Here is a 14,598-nt window from a genome sequence, read left to right as displayed (position 1 = left end):
TGCGCGCCGTGGATCAGTCTTGATGATGGTAGTTCCGATACCACGCCACGAAGCGCGCCACGCCTTCCTCGATGGACGTATTGGGCGCGTAGCCCACGTCGCGGCGTAGCGCGGAGACGTCGGCCCAGGTGTCGGGCACGTCGCCGGGTTGCATCGGCAGCAGGTTCTTTTCCACCGTGCGGCCGAGGTGTTGTTCCAGCAGTTCGATGAAGCGCAAGAGCTGCACCGGCTGGTCGTTGCCGATGTTGTAGACGCGGTAGGGCGCACTCGACGTGCCCGGGTTCGGCGACTGCGCGTCGTAGGCCGGGTCGGGCGCGGCCGGGTGGTCGAGCGTGCGGATCACGCCTTCCACGATGTCGTCGACGTAGGTGAAGTCGCGGCTGTGGTGGCCGTAGTTGAACACGTCGATGGCCTCGCCGCGGCTGATCCGGTCGGCGAACAGCATCGGCGACATGTCCGGCCGGCCCCACGGGCCGTACACGGTGAAGAAGCGCAACCCAGTGGTGGGCAGGCCGTACAGGTGGCTGTAGCTGTGCGCCATCAGCTCGTTGGCCTTCTTGGTGGCCGCGTACAGGCTGACCGGGTGATCGACGGCGTCCTCGACTGCGAATGGTAGCTTGCGGTTGGCGCCGTAGACCGAGCTGGAGGAGGCGTAGACCAAGTGCTCCACGTCGCCGTGGCGACAGGCTTCGAGGATGTTGCCGAAGCCCACCAGGTTCGACTGCACGTAGGCCTGCGGGTTCTGCAGCGAGTAGCGCACGCCGGCCTGCGCGGCGAGGTTCACCACGCGCTGCGGCTTGAAGGCGGCGAAGGCGCCCTTGATGGCGCCGGCGTCGGCCAGGTCGGCACGCACGTGGGCATAACCCGGATGATTCGCGAAGCGGGCGAGTCGGGCCTCCTTCAGCGCCGGGTCGTAGTAGTCGTTATGATTGTCGATGCCCAGCACTTCATCGCCGCGCGCCAGCAGGCGCTCAGCCAGGGCGGCGCCGATGAAGCCGGCGGTGCCGGTGATGAGAATGTGCATGGTTTGTCCCTTCGCGGGGAAAGCGGCATTGTAGCCGGCGGTCGCGGTGTGCGATTGACGGCATGGGCGGCGTTGGGCTACGTTCTGAGCCTCTTTCGGAGACAAGGTGGCCCGTGCGCAAGCGCTGGCCGAGTGTGCGACATGTCCACTATTGCCTGCCCGCGCTGAGTTTTCCGCCGAGCTTCACCTTGTTGACAAGGCGCTTCGGCGCCTTTGCTTTTTCCGCCATCCTGGCGGATCGCGACAACACCGGCCGTCCCCGGCCGGGCTTCCCCATCAAGAACAGCGCCGCATCGAGGCGTTGCAGCAGGAACGAACCATGATCGAGATTACGCTACCCGACGGCAGCAAGCGCCCGTTCGACCACCCCGTGTCCGTGCAGGACGTGGCCGCCTCCATCGGCGCCGGCCTGGCCAAGGCTACCCTGGCCGGCAAGGTGGACGATCGATTGGTGGACGCCAGCCATGTCATCGAGCACGACGCCAGCCTGCAGATCGTCACCGAGAAGAGCCCCGAGGCGCTGGAGATCCTGCGCCACTCCACCGCGCACCTGATGGGGCAGGCGGTGCAGCGCTTGTTCCCCGGCGCGCAGGTCACCATCGGGCCGGTGATCGACAACGGCTTCTACTACGACTTCGCCTACGAACGCCCGTTCACACCCGAGGATCTGCCGAAGATCGAGGACGAGATGCGCAAGATCGTCGCCGAGCAGTTCCCGGTGACGCGCAGCGTGAAGTCGCGTGACGAAGCGGTGGCCTTCTTCAAGGGACTGGGCGAGCGCTACAAGGCCGAGATCATCGAAGGCATCCCGTCCAACGAGCCGCTGTCGCTGTATTCGCAGGGCGAGTTCACCGACCTGTGCCGCGGGCCGCACGTGCCGAACACCGGCAAGTTGCATTCGTTCAAGTTGATGAAAGTGGCCGGTGCCTACTGGCGCGGCGACAGCAACAACGCGATGCTCACGCGCATCTACGGCACGGCGTGGTTGAACGACAAGGATCTGAAGGCCTACCTCACGCAACTGGAAGAGGCCGAGAAGCGCGATCACCGCAAACTCGGCAAGGCGCTGGATCTGTTCCATCAGCAGGAGGAAAGCCCGGGCATGGTGTTCTGGCACCCGCGCGGCTGGGCGATCTGGCAGCAGGTTGAGCAGTACATGCGCGGCGTGTATCGCAAGAGCGGCTACCAGGAAGTGCGCTGCCCGCAGGTGCTGGATGTGTCGCTGTGGAAGAAATCCGGCCACTGGGACAACTACCAGGAGAACATGTTCTTCACCGAGTCGGAGAAACATACCTTCGCGCTCAAGCCGATGAATTGCCCTGGCCACGTGCAGGTGTTCAACACCGGCCTGCACAGCTACCGCGAGCTGCCGATCCGCTACGGCGAGTTCGGCGGCTGCCATCGCAACGAGCCGTCCGGCGCGCTGCACGGCATCATGCGCGTGCGCGCCTTCACCCAGGACGACGGCCACGTGTTCTGCACGCCGGCGCAGATCGAATCCGAGGTGACCGCCTTCCACGCGCAAGCCATGCGGGTCTACGCCGACTTCGGTTTCGAGCACATCGACGTGGCGCTCGCCCTGCGCCCGGACAAGCGCATCGGCAGCGACGAAGTGTGGGACAAGGCCGAGGCCGCGCTGCGCAGTGCGCTGGCCGCCGCCGGCGTGAAGTGGACCGAATTGCCGGGCGAGGGCGCGTTCTACGGCCCCAAGATCGAGTACCACATGCACGACTCCATCGGCCGCGACTGGCAGGTGGGCACCATGCAGGTGGATTTCATGATGCCCGAGCGCCTCGGTGCCGAGTACGTGGACGAAAACTCGCAGAAAAGGCACCCCGTGATGCTGCATCGGGCCATCGTGGGCTCGATGGAGCGCTTCATCGGCATCCTGATCGAGCACCACGCCGGGCTCATGCCGGCCTGGCTGGCACCGGTGCAGGCGGCGGTGTTCTCGATCACCGATGCCCAGGCCGATTACGCCCATCAAGTTGCGCAAACCCTTGTCGATAAAGGTTTCCGGGTAGAGGCCGATTTGCGCAACGAAAAGGTCGGCTATAAGATTCGCGAACATACGTTGCAGAAAATCCCCTACCTCCTGGTGGTCGGTGACCGCGAGAAGGAAGCGGGGGCCGTTTCTGTACGTACCCGTTCGGGTGAGGATTTGGGCAGCATGCCGCTGGCCGACTTCATCGGGCGACTGCAGGCCGAGACGCAGCGCTGATCGCGCTGCACGGCCTAATCAAAACTTCTTCTGGAGGATAGTGGTATCGCTACCACCGACAACAAGGGTAACCGCCGCAACCTGGAAATCCGCGTTCCGCGCGTGCGTGTGATCGGCGCCGACGCGGAACAGCTGGGCATCCTGACTCGTGACGAGGCACTGGCGCTGGCGCAGGAAGCCGGCATGGATCTGGTCGAGATCCAGCCGAACGGCGATCCGCCGGTCTGCCGCATCATGGACTACGGCAAGTTCAAGTTCGAAGCCCAGAAGAAGGCGCAGGCCGCCAAGAAAAAGCAGAAGCAGGTCGAGATCAAGGAAGTGAAGTTCCGTCCGGTCACGGACGTGGGCGACTACCAGATCAAGCTGCGCAACATGCTTCGCTTCCTGGAAGAGGGCGACAAGGTCAAGGTCACCATCCGCTTCCGTGGCCGTGAAATGTCGCACCAGGACTTGGGCCGCGGTCTCGCCGAGCGCATCCAGGCGGACGTGGGCGAGAATGGCCAGGTGGAGTCTTTCCCTCGACTGGAAGGACGCCAGATGATCATGATGATCGGCCCCAAGAAGAAGCAGTGAGGCGGGTGGCGGCCCATGGGTCGCCTGCCATTGCCTGGTCGCGCCGCACCCACGTGGCGCCCGTCGTTTGACGGCACCGGCGAACTCGGATTAAACTTCCGAGTTCGCCGGTGCCTGTTTATGGCATGGCGAACCCCGCAAGAATAACGACAGAAGGGTATTTCCATGAGTTATGCAGTCATCAAGACTGGCGGCAAGCAATACCGCGTGCAGCAGGGCGACGTCCTGCGCGTGGAGCTGCTCGACGCCGAAGAAGGTTCCGCCGTGCAGTTCGACCAGGTGCTGCTGGTCGGCGAGGGCGAGGGTGTCACCGTCGGCGCGCCGATCGTGGCCGGCGCCACGGTCTCCGCCACCGTGCGCAAGCACGGCCGCGCCGACAAGGTGCGCATCGTCAAGTTCCGCCGCCGCAAGCACTTCAAGAAGCAGCAGGGACATCGTCAGCACTACACCGAAGTCGAGATCACGGGCATCAACGCCTGATAGAGCCGGAGAGATAAGTCATGGCACACAAAAAGGCAGGCGGTAGTACCCGCAACGGTCGCGACTCCAACCCGAAGTACCTGGGTGTGAAGATGTACGGCGGCCAAGCCGTCGAGGCCGGCAACATCATCGTGCGTCAGCGCGGCACCCAGTTCCATGCCGGCACCGGCGTGGGCCTTGGTCGCGACCACACCCTGTTCGCCCTGGTGGACGGCACGGTGGAGTTCAAGGTTCGTGGCGAGCACAGCCGCCGTTTCGTCAGCGTCGTGAAGGCCTGATCTTCAGCGATGCTGCGGCAAGGGCCCCGCTCCGGCGGGGCTTTTGTTTTGTGGAGGGAGCGGGAATAGGGAATCGCAAAGCGGCTCCTGTCGCCGCCTGGCCATGTTTCCCGGCTGAGAGCCTGTGAAAAAACTGCTCGTCTGCCGTGGCCGCCGCGCTGCGCACCTTCGACGCCCGCGCGACGACGCTCGAAATTCCTCACGGGCGCTGAGCCACTAGACTGGCCGCTGTGCATGGGGCTTGTTCCATGCGCCATCCTCTATTTTCCATTTCCGGCTCCAAACCATGAAATTCGTCGACGAAGCAATCATCAAGGTTCAGGCCGGCGACGGCGGCAACGGCTGCGCGAGCTTCCGGCGCGAGAAGTTCATCCCCTTCGGCGGACCGGACGGCGGTGACGGCGGCAGCGGCGGCTCGGTATGGATAGTCGCCGACGAGGGTTTGAACACCCTGGTCGATTTTCGCCACCAGCGCAGCTACAAGGCGCAGCGCGGCCAGAACGGCATGGGTAGCGACATGTACGGCAAGGGCGGCGAAGACACCACGATCCGCGTACCGGTGGGCACCGTCATCACCAATGTCGACACCGACGAGATGATTGGCGATCTGACCGCGCACGGCCGGCGCCTGCTGGTGGCGCAGGGCGGCAAGGGCGGTCTCGGCAACATCCACTTCAAGACCTCGGTGAATCGCGCGCCGCGCCAGTTCACCGACGGCACGCCGGGCGAAGTGCGCGAGCTGAAGCTGGAGTTGCGCCTGCTCGCCGACGTGGGCCTGCTGGGCTTTCCCAACGCAGGCAAATCCACCTTCATCCGCGCGGTATCGGCGGCCACACCGCGCGTGGCAGATTACCCGTTCACCACCCTGCACCCCAACTTGGGCGTGGTCAGCCTGGGTACCGACCAGAGCTTCGTGATCGCCGACATCCCTGGCCTGATCGAAGGTGCTGCCGATGGCGCCGGGCTGGGCATCCAGTTCCTGCGCCACGTGTCGCGCACCAGCCTGCTGTTGCACTTGGTCGACATCGCGCCGGTCGACGACACCGATCCGGTGGAACAGGTGCGGGCGATCGAACATGAGCTGGCGAAGTTCAACCCGGAGTTGCTGGAGCGCCCGCGCTGGCTGGTGCTGAACAAGTCCGATGCGCTGCCCGAGGACGAGCGTCAGCGCGTGGCGGAGGAGATCGTGCGGCGGCTGGATTGGCAGGCGCCGTGGTTCCTCGTCTCCGCCTTGGCTCGGGACAACACCATGGCGGTGTGCCAGCAGGTGCAGCGCTTCTTCGAGCAGCAGCGCGAAGCGCAGGCCGAGGCCAGGGGCGATCTCGCGCCCGGCGACGTGCGCCTGCGCGGCGAGTGAGCGGCGTCCGCGTCTGGTCGCGCAGCACGCGGCTGCAGGGGTGTGCTGCGCGCGATGGCTTTGTAGCTTTGATCAAAGCCAGAGTCCTCGCGCACAGGGGTGCTTCTACACGCTTCTGTGCAGGATCAGCTCCAGCACCGCCTTGCTGCCGAAGAAGGCCAGCAGCAGCACGGCCATGCCGATCAGGCACAGGTTCACCGCGCTGCGGCCGCGCCAGCCGTGTTTCCAGCGGCCCCACAGCAGCACGCCGAAGATCAGCCAAGCCAGCACACTGAGCACCGTGGTGTGGATCAGGTGCTGGGCACGGATGTTCTGGATGAACAGCGCGCCGCTCAAGAGGGTCAGCGTGAGCAGGGCGAAACCACCGCCGATCAGACGGAACAATAGCGCCTCGGTCTGCACCAGTGGTGGCAGTGCGCGCATCAGCCGCGTGGGTCGATGCGCGCGCAAGGCCCGCTCCTGCAGCGCCAGCAAAACGGCCACCACGGCGGCAATCGACAGCAGGCTGTAGGCGAGCAGGGCCACGGCGACATGCAGACTGATCTGCCAGTCCAGCGGATGGGGCGTGGTGGGCGGGGCAAGGAAAACATCCAGCGCCAACAGCAGTGCCGCCAGTGGAAACACGATCACACCCAGCCCGGCCACCGGCCGCGACAGGTTGACCAACAGGGTCAGCGCCGCCACCACGCAGGCGACCAGCGACAGTGCGGCGAAAAAGTGCAGATCCAGCCGACCGGCATGGGCGCCCAGCAGCGCGGCGGCGTGCATCAGTACAGCCAGGCTGGCAGCCGCCAGTCCCGGCCGTTGCGGCGTACGCGGGCAACCGGTCAGCGGTGCTGCCAGCAGGCTGGCGCCGGCCAGATACAGGGCGATGGCAAGTAGGGATAACAGAGAGAGTGGCATGGTCGAGAAGTGTCGCACAGCCGTTCGTTCGGCGTGAATGCGGCGGCATGCGCCAGGGGCTCGGTTATACTCGGTCGTTCCGTCGCCCGATGCCTTGTCCCATGTTCGAATCGCTTAGCCAACGCCTCTCCGCCACCGTCAGCCGCCTGCGCGGCCGCGGCCGCCTGACCGAGGAAAACATCCGCGAGGCCTTGCGCGAGGTGCGCATCGCCCTGCTGGAGGCCGACGTGGCGCTGCCGGTGGTGCAGGCGCTGATCCAGCGCGTGAAGGTGCGGGCGGTGGGCCAGGACGTGATGAAGAGCCTGTCGCCGGGCCAGGCGCTGGTGAAAGTGGTCAGCGACGAGCTGACTGCCGTCATGGGCACCGCCAACAGCGAGTTGAACCTGGCGCAGACCCCGCCCGCCGTGGTGCTGCTGGCCGGCCTGCAGGGCGCGGGCAAGACCACCACGGTGGCCAAGCTGGCGCGCTTCCTCACCGCGCGCAAGAAGAAAAAGGTGATGGTGGTGAGCTGCGACGTTTACCGTCCCGCTGCCATCGAGCAGTTGCGCACGCTGGCCGAGCAGGTGGGGGTGAAGTTCTTCCCATCCAGCGCGGGGCAGCACCCGGTCGATATCGCGAAGGACGCGATCGCCGCCGCGCGCCGCGAAGTGGTCGACGTGCTGCTGGTCGACACCGCCGGTCGCCTGCATGTGGATGAGGCGATGATGGCCGAGATCAAGGCGCTGCACGCCGCGATCACCCCGGTCGAAACCCTGTTCGTGGTCGATTCGATGACCGGCCAGGACGCTGCCACCACCGCCAAGGCCTTCAGTGAGGCCTTGCCGCTCACCGGCGTGGTGTTGACCAAGACCGACGGTGACGCCCGTGGCGGTGCGGCGCTGTCGGTGCGCTACGTCACCGGCCGGCCGATCAAGTTCCTCGGCGCTGGCGAGAAAACCGATGCGCTGGAGCCGTTCCATCCGGATCGCCTCGCGCAGCGCATCCTCGGCATGGGCGACGTGCTCTCGCTGGTCGAGGAAGTCGAGCGCAAGGTTGACCAGGAGAAGGCGCAGAAGCTTGCCCAGAAGGTGATGAAGGGCAAGCGCTTCGACCTCAACGACATGCGCGACCAGTTGGAGCAGATGAACAACATGGGCGGGCTCGCCGGCCTGATGGACAAGCTGCCCGGCGTCGCCGGCCTGCCCGACAGCGTCAAGTCCAAGGTCAACGATGGCGAACTCAAGCGCATGGTGGCCATCATCGGCTCGATGACGCCGAGAGAGCGCCGTCATCCGGATACGCTCAACGGCTCGCGCCGCGCCCGCGTGGCGAAGGGCTCCGGCACCCAGCCGGCCGACGTCAACCGCCTGCTCAAGCAGTACATGCAGATGGAGAAGATGATGTCCAAACTCTCCAGGGGTGGCGGCAAAGGCCTGTTGCGCCAGATGAGCGGCGCGCTGAAGGGCATGGGTGGCATGGGTGGCATGCTGCCGCCCCGGTAGGGGCGGCAGCGCGGGCCATGGATGGCCCGTTCGTTTCCATCGCCGTGCATTGGGAATGGAGCCAAGGCCGGCTTGCCGGCCTTGGCGAGCCTTGGGAAGGGCCGGAACCCTTCCCCGGGCATCAGACAAGAGCCCTGGTCCTTCGGGGCGGGCCGCACCGCAAACCGCATAACCTCTTTCTTTTTCAGTCACGCCCCCCTAAAATGCCCCGTTTACCGCGCACGCCCAAGTGCGCGCGTGCCGGACGTCCGGCATCTCTGGAGTTTTCATCATGGTCAAGATTCGTCTTTCGCGCGGTGGCGCCAAGGGCCGTCCGTTCTACCACGTCGTGGTCACCGATCAGCGCAACAAGCGCGATGGCCGCAACATTGAGAGCGTGGGCTTCTACAACCCGGTCGCCTCGGGCAAGGACAAGCGCCTCGAGCTGAACGTCGAGCGTGTCAAGGAGTGGGTGGGCAAGGGCGCCCAGCTCTCCGACAAGGTGGCCGCGCTCGTCAAGGAAGCCGGCAAGCAGCCGGCGGCCTGAACATGGCGTCAGCCGGTCGGCGCGTTCCAGTGGGACGCATCGTCGGGCTGTACGGTGTGCAGGGCTGGCTCAAGATCGAATCCTGGACTGAGCCCCGCACGACGATCTTCGACTACCAACCCTGGCTGCTGGCCACAGCACCGGAGGCGGTCACCGAGATCACCGGAGCGAAAGGACGCCCGCAAGGCAAGGGCCTGGTGGCCCACCTGCCTGGGGTGGATGATCGCGACACGGCGGCCGCTCTCGTCGGCAGCGACATCTACGTCGCCCGCGAGCAACTGCCGCCTCCCGGCAAGAACGAGTATTACTGGGTCGACCTCGAAGGGCTGGAGGTCGTCACCATCGAAGGTACGGTGCTAGGGCGGGTCAGTCACCTGTTCGCCACCGGTGCCAACGACGTGGTGGTGGTGCGGGACGGTACGCGTGAGCGGCTGCTCCCCTTCGTCCAGGGCAGTGTGGTGCGTTCGGTGGACTTGTCCGGCGGGCGCATGGTGGTGGACTGGGACCCGGAGTTCTAGGGCCGTGCGCATCGACGTCGTCACGCTGTTTCCCGACTTCATGCGCCAGTGCGCCGAAGTGGGGGTGGTGGGACGCGCGCAGCAACGCGAGTTGCTGCAGGTGGCAACCTGGAATCCGCGCGACTACGCCACTGACAACTACCGTACCGTGGATGGCCGCACCTGCGGCGGCGGCCCCGGCATGGTGATGCTGATTGAACCCTTGCGTGCGGCCATCGAGGCCATGCGCGAGGCCGCACCGGAACCGGTGCACGTGATTTACCTGAGTCCGCAGGGAGCGCGGCTCACGCAGGGCAGGGTGGAGGCGCTGGCCAGGTTGCCGCGCATCGCCTTGCTTTGCGGGCGTTACGAGGGCGTGGATGAGCGCCTGCTGGCGCACGAGGTCGACGAGGAGCTTTCCCTCGGCGATTATGTGCTGTCCGGCGGCGAGCTGGGTGCCGCGGTGGTGATCGATGCGGTGGGCAGATTGCAGGAGGGCGCGTTGAACGACGCACGCTCCGCCGAGCAGGATTCGTTTTCGGACGGCCTGCTGGACTGTCCGCATTACACCAAACCGGTGCAACACGCCTGGGGCGAGGTGCCGCCGGTGCTGCTTTCCGGCGACCACGCGGCGATCCGCCGCTGGCGCTTGAAGCAGGCACTGGGCCGAACCTGGCTGCGACGCCCGGAACTGTTGGCGCAGCGCGTGCTGGACGACGAATCCCGCGCACTGCTGGAAGCATTCCGCCGCGAATACCTCGCGGCATCAAACCAAACCACGCGGCAAGGGACGCCGCTGCTAGAACCCCGCGGTCAGGGATGAACGCAAACCACTGAGGTCGCCATGAACAAGATCATCCAGCAGTTCGAAGCCGAGCAGATCACCCGCCCCTTGCCGGAATTCGGCGCTGGCGACACCGTGGTGGTCAACGTCAAGGTGAAGGAAGGCAATCGCGAGCGCGTGCAGGCTTTCGAGGGCATCGTCATCGCCAAGCGCAATCGTGGCCTGCATTCGGCCTTCACCGTGCGCAAGATTTCGCATGGCACTGGCGTGGAGCGCGTATTCCAGGCGCACAGCCCGGCCATCGACTCCATCGAGGTGAAGCGCAAGGGCAAGGTGCGCGGCGCCAAGCTGTACTACCTGCGCAACCTGGAAGGCAAGGCCGCGCGTATCAAGGAAGACGTCGCCGCCGCCGCTGCGATCAAGGCCGCGAACAAGGCCGCCGCCGCCCGCGCCGAGTAAGCGCAGGCGCCACGGCCATCCGGCAAAAAGCCCGCGGAGCGATCCGCGGGCTTTTTGTTGGTGCGTGCGGTGGAATGCTCTCCCCGGAGGCCGGGCTCAATCCAGTCGCTGCGGCATCTGCAGGAAGTGGCCCTGCACGAAGTCCACGCCGGCGGCAAACAGCAGCGAGGTGCTGGTGGCGTCCTCCACCCACTCGGCGATGGTCTGGCGGTTCATTTCGCGGGCCTGCTCGCAGATTTCGGCGATCTTCTTCTGGTTGTCCGGGTGCTTGGGCAGGTCGGCCATGAAGCTGCGGTCGATCTTGATGAAGTCCGCATCGACATGGGTGAGCAGCTGGAAGGAGTTGAGACCCGAGCCGAACTGTTCCAGCGCGAAACTGGCGCCAAGCTTCTTCAGACCGTTGACGAATTCCTGGGCGGGACGCAGCAAGGTCATCACCTTGCTCTCGGTCATCTCCAGCACCAGTTTGCCGCGCTTGAGTCTGGCCTTGCCCAGCTGTTCGGCCAGCCAGGGCAACAAGGTGTCGTCTTTCAGCGAGGCGGTGGTGAACTTGACGAAGAAGGTGGTGTTCTGGCCCATGCCATCGCGCGCGCTCAAGGCCTGGATCGCGTGGGAAATCACCCAGCGGTCGATGGCGCCGGAAAGCCCGTGCTTGTCGGCGATGGGCATGAAGAAGCCAGGCAGCACCTCGCCTTGCGGGCCTTCCATGCGCAGCAGGATTTCCGAGTAGTCGCCTTCGGCGTCCTGCAGGCTTACCGCTTGCTGGTGGTAGAGCATCAGCCCCTCGCCCTCCAGCGACTTGCGCAACTGGGTGAGCCAGAAACGCTCGCGCTCCTCGTCGGCTTTTTCGCGGGCGGCGGGATCGTGCAGTTCCACCTGGCTGCCGCCCACGTTCTGCGCGACGCGCAAGGCCTGGGTGGCCTGGTTGAGCAGCAGCTCGGTGTTGGCGTTCTTTTCGCCGAGCAGGCTGCCGCCGATGCTGACGGTGACCGACAGCGAGCGGGCGCCGGCGTCGAAGATTTCGCCGGCGACGCCCCGCCGCATCTGGTCGATCCAGGCGCGGATGGCTTCGTCGCTGCGCGTATCCAGCGCCACCGCGAAGGTGTGTTCGGCCAGCATGCCGGCGACGTCGCCTTCGCCAAGTTCCGCGCGGATGTGTTCAGCCAGACCGGCCAGCAGCTCGTCGATCTTGGACAGTCCGATGCCGTTCACCAGCGACACCCAGTTGTCCGGTTCGATCAGGAGCAGCGACTGGCCCTTCTTGCCGCTGGCGGCGGCGGCGACGGCCTCGTCCAGTGCCTCCAGCAGGCGGGCGCGGTTGAACAGGCCGGTGACCGGATCGCGCTGCAGTTGTTCCAGCGCCGCCGGGTCGATCGCTTGCAGTCGAAATACGACCTGCAGGCAGGGTTCGCCCTCGAAGGTGGCGGGGGCAAACTCCACAGTGGCGTCGAAGGTGTCGCCGTCGGCGCGACGGGCGCGCAGGCTGACCTGGTTGGGGGCCTTTTCCTGGCGCGTGTGGCTGCGCAGCAGGTTCTTGAAGTCGTCCACGTGGGTGGTGTCGATCATGTCCAGGATCGGCATGCCGAGCAGGTCGTCGAAACTGTCGTAACCGAAGGTTTCCAGGTAGGCCTGGTTGACGCGCACATGCACGCCTTCGTGCACGTAGGCGATGGCGTCGCGCGAGGAGTCGAGCAGGGCGTCGCAGCGGCGCTCCAGTTCGCGCTGGGTGGATTCGAGCCGGCGCAGGTGGCGGCGGGTCTGCAGGGCGTCGAATTCGCGGCGCAGCACGGCCAGCAACTGGCTGGAGGTCTTGCGCGCCACCACGCCGTGCACGCCTTGTTCGAACAGCTTGGCCACCTGTTCGCCGTCCAGCGTGTCGACCACGCCCACCAGCGAGTAGTCGCGGCCCTGGGCGTCGAGCAGGCGCTTGGCCTCGGGCAGCGTGACACCGCCGTTGGCAGGGTTGAACATCACCAGGTCGGGTTCCAGATCGTTCAGCAGGGTTTGCACCTGGGCGGCGTCGGTAGCGCGCTCGGGACGTACCGCGATGCCGGTGTTGCGCAGCAGGCTGATGATCTGTTCCGCTGCCTCGACCGAGGGTTCGATGAAGAGAATGCGGATGACGAAATCTTTTTTCATGAGGTACGGAATGGCCGGCGGCGAGGGGTGTCTTGGCCCAATCTGGTGTTGCGAGGCTCGGTTGTAGCGGATTGCCGGGTGAATCGCCAGCGGTAATGTGTCGAAAAGGCGTATGGATGGCTATAACGGACGCTTGGCGGGGTCGCCGCCCACTTCGCGCACCAGCCTAGGCACCAGATAACCGGGCAGGCTGGCGCGGACGGCGTCCACCAGCGCCAGCGCCTTGGCATCGGCCACCTCGAAATGCGCGGTGCCTTGCACACGATCGAGCTGGTGCAGGTAGTAGGGCAGCACGCCGGCGGCGAACAGGCGTTCGGAGAGCACGGCCAGTGCCGTGGCGTCGTCGTTGACGCCACGCAACAGCACCGACTGGTTCAGCAGCGTGGCGCCGGTCGCGCGCATCCTCGCGCAGGCGGCATCGACGCTGGCGTCGAGCTCGTTCGCATGGTTGGCGTGCAACACCACCACCTTCTGCAAGGGCAGGGTAGCCAGCCAGTGGGTGAAGGCGGTGTCGATGCGCTCGGGCAGCACCACCGGCAGGCGGCTGTGGATGCGCAGGCGGATCACGTGGGGGATGTCGACCAGCGCGCGGGTGAGCTCTTCCAGCTTGGCGGTGGACAGGGACAACGGATCGCCGCCAGAAAGGATCAATTCGTTGATCGTGGGATCGCGTCGAACGTGCTCCAGCGCCTCGCGCCAGTGGTTGGCGGCGGCCATTTCCTCGCCATAGGGGAAGTGGCGGCGGAAGCAGTAGCGACAATTCACCGCGCAACTGCCGCTGGCGATCAAGAGGGCGCGACCTTCGTACTTGTGCAGCACGCCGCGCGCCTCGCGGGCCGCCAGGTCACCCACCGCGTCGACGGTGAAGCCGGGCACTTCGTCCAGTTCGGCCAGTTGCGGCAGCACCTGCAGCAACAGCGGGTCGTGGCGGTCGCCATGGCGCATGCGTGCCACGAAGCCGCGCGGCACCCGCAGCGCAAAGCCGGCGTCGGCGGGTGGCAGCTCGTCGGCGAGGGGAGAGAGCCCGACCAGGTCGAGCAACTCGCGCGCATCGGTGACGGCCTCGCGCCATAACTGGCGCCAGTCGGCCAGCGGGGATGCGGCATCGGGTGTAATGCGTGCGTCTGGGCTTGCGGTTATCATGGGCAGCCTTGTCCGGGCCGTTCCGGACCCGCGAATCGCCTATTTTAGCCGCCACGGGTGGCGCGATGGGCATTCGACCCCTCGACCATCCATCTGCGGAGTTCCAAGCATGGCCAGCGCCGGTCTCAACGACGTCAAGAAGGGCATGAAGATCCTTCACAACAACGACCCGTGGGTCATCACCGAGGCCGAGTTCATCAAGCCCGGCAAGGGTCAGGCCTTCACCCGCATCTTCATGCGCAACCTGAAGAGCGGTCGCACCACCGAGCAGACGATGAAGTCCAGCGATACCTTCGAGGTCGCCGACGTTGCCGATACCGACATGCAGTACCTGTATTCGGACGGCGAGTTCTGGCACTTCATGCAGCAGGACAGCTTCGAGCAGCACCAGGCCGGCAAGGCGGGCATGGGCGACGCGGCGAAGTGGCTGAAGGGCGAGGAGGAGTGCGTGGTCACCCTGTTCAATGGCGAGATCATCGCGGTGCAGGCGCCCAACTTCGTCGAGCTGAAGATCACCGAGACCGACCCGGGCGTGCGCGGCGACACCTCCGGCGGCGGCGGCAAGCCGGCTACGCTGGAAACCGGCGCCGTGGTGCGTGTGCCGCTGTTCGTGGGTCAGGACGAGGTCATCAAGGTCGATACCCGCACCGGCGAATACGTCAGCCGCGTCGGCAAGTGACGCGCCGGCGCAAGCCGGTGCGATGAGCAAGGGCGGCGCCGCGATCCGGGCCGC

At 65.8% G+C, this 14,598-nt stretch carries 16 protein-coding genes; 12 read left to right on the top strand and 4 right to left on the bottom strand.

What is annotated here, in order from left to right:
• Positions 1-13: 13 nt before the first annotated feature.
• Positions 14-1,024: an NAD-dependent epimerase gene (locus tag AC3WQA_RS06365; protein ID WP_492674227.1), complete on the bottom strand. Its 1,011-nt coding sequence runs from the start codon at positions 1,022-1,024 to the stop codon at positions 14-16.
• Positions 1,025-1,137: 113 nt separating this feature from the next.
• On the opposite strand from AC3WQA_RS06365, the gene AC3WQA_RS06360 reads away from it, so the two are divergent.
• From AC3WQA_RS06360 to cgtA, 6 genes are all read left to right on the top strand, one after another.
• Positions 1,138-1,347, top strand: a complete 210-nt coding sequence (locus AC3WQA_RS06360) for a hypothetical protein (RefSeq protein WP_492674226.1) — start codon at positions 1,138-1,140, stop codon at positions 1,345-1,347.
• Entirely contained in the window at positions 1,344-3,245 is a 1,902-nt protein-coding gene (thrS, locus tag AC3WQA_RS06355; protein WP_492674225.1) for a threonine--tRNA ligase, read from the top strand. Before AC3WQA_RS06360 ends, thrS begins: the two co-directional genes overlap by 4 nt.
• A 45-nt stretch (positions 3,246-3,290) precedes the next feature.
• Positions 3,291-3,818 carry a translation initiation factor IF-3 gene (infC, locus tag AC3WQA_RS06350; RefSeq protein WP_492676332.1) on the top strand — a complete coding sequence of 176 codons (528 nt, stop codon included), beginning with the start codon at positions 3,291-3,293 and terminating at the stop codon, positions 3,816-3,818.
• Positions 3,819-3,983: 165 nt separating this feature from the next.
• Positions 3,984-4,298, top strand: coding sequence for a 50S ribosomal protein L21 (gene rplU, locus AC3WQA_RS06345; protein WP_492674224.1), 315 nt, complete (start codon positions 3,984-3,986; stop codon positions 4,296-4,298).
• A gap of 20 nt (positions 4,299-4,318) precedes the next feature.
• The gene (gene rpmA / locus AC3WQA_RS06340) at positions 4,319-4,576 is read left to right on the top strand and encodes a 50S ribosomal protein L27 (RefSeq protein ID WP_492674223.1); all 258 of its coding nucleotides are present in this window, start codon (positions 4,319-4,321) and stop codon (positions 4,574-4,576) included.
• Between the two features lie 286 nt (positions 4,577-4,862).
• Positions 4,863-5,933 carry an Obg family GTPase CgtA gene (cgtA, locus tag AC3WQA_RS06335; RefSeq protein ID WP_492674222.1) on the top strand — a complete coding sequence of 357 codons (1,071 nt, stop codon included), beginning with the start codon at positions 4,863-4,865 and terminating at the stop codon, positions 5,931-5,933.
• 105 nt (positions 5,934-6,038) lie between these two features.
• Here cgtA and AC3WQA_RS06330 read toward each other — a convergent pair whose 3' ends face one another.
• Complete coding sequence (locus AC3WQA_RS06330; RefSeq protein WP_492674221.1) at positions 6,039-6,836, bottom strand: cytochrome C assembly family protein; 798 nt, start codon at positions 6,834-6,836, stop codon at positions 6,039-6,041.
• A 101-nt stretch (positions 6,837-6,937) separates the two neighbouring features.
• Between AC3WQA_RS06330 and ffh the strand changes: the two genes are divergently transcribed.
• From ffh to rplS, 5 genes are all read left to right on the top strand, one after another.
• Entirely contained in the window at positions 6,938-8,317 is a 1,380-nt protein-coding gene (ffh, locus tag AC3WQA_RS06325; protein WP_492674220.1) for a signal recognition particle protein, read from the top strand.
• 271 nt (positions 8,318-8,588) lie between these two features.
• Entirely contained in the window at positions 8,589-8,843 is a 255-nt protein-coding gene (gene rpsP / locus AC3WQA_RS06320) for a 30S ribosomal protein S16 (protein WP_492674219.1), read from the top strand.
• Positions 8,844-8,845: 2 nt separating this feature from the next.
• On the top strand, positions 8,846-9,361 hold the full coding sequence (gene rimM, locus AC3WQA_RS06315; RefSeq protein WP_492674218.1) for a ribosome maturation factor RimM: 516 nt from the start codon (positions 8,846-8,848) through the stop codon (positions 9,359-9,361).
• 4 nt (positions 9,362-9,365) lie between these two features.
• Entirely contained in the window at positions 9,366-10,163 is a 798-nt protein-coding gene (trmD, locus tag AC3WQA_RS06310) for a tRNA (guanosine(37)-N1)-methyltransferase TrmD (RefSeq protein WP_492674217.1), read from the top strand.
• A gap of 21 nt (positions 10,164-10,184) precedes the next feature.
• On the top strand, positions 10,185-10,583 hold the full coding sequence (rplS, locus tag AC3WQA_RS06305; protein ID WP_492674216.1) for a 50S ribosomal protein L19: 399 nt from the start codon (positions 10,185-10,187) through the stop codon (positions 10,581-10,583).
• Between the two features lie 96 nt (positions 10,584-10,679).
• Here the strand turns inward: rplS and AC3WQA_RS06300 are convergent, their stop codons facing one another.
• Positions 10,680-12,722, bottom strand: coding sequence for an EAL domain-containing response regulator (locus tag AC3WQA_RS06300; protein ID WP_492674215.1), 2,043 nt, complete (start codon positions 12,720-12,722; stop codon positions 10,680-10,682).
• A 120-nt stretch (positions 12,723-12,842) separates the two neighbouring features.
• The gene (gene epmB, locus AC3WQA_RS06295; RefSeq protein ID WP_492674214.1) at positions 12,843-13,865 is read right to left on the bottom strand and encodes an EF-P beta-lysylation protein EpmB; all 1,023 of its coding nucleotides are present in this window, start codon (positions 13,863-13,865) and stop codon (positions 12,843-12,845) included.
• A gap of 109 nt (positions 13,866-13,974) precedes the next feature.
• Here epmB and efp point away from each other — a divergent pair, with 109 nt between their 5' ends.
• Positions 13,975-14,544, top strand: a complete 570-nt coding sequence (gene efp, locus AC3WQA_RS06290; RefSeq protein WP_492674213.1) for an elongation factor P — start codon at positions 13,975-13,977, stop codon at positions 14,542-14,544.
• Positions 14,545-14,598: the final 54 nt, after the last annotated feature.

This window comes from Rhodanobacter sp. FW106-PBR-R2A-2-24, assembly GCF_058789615.1.
Note: the sequence above shows the minus strand (reverse complement) of the source record. Positions and strands in the feature narration are given on the sequence as shown.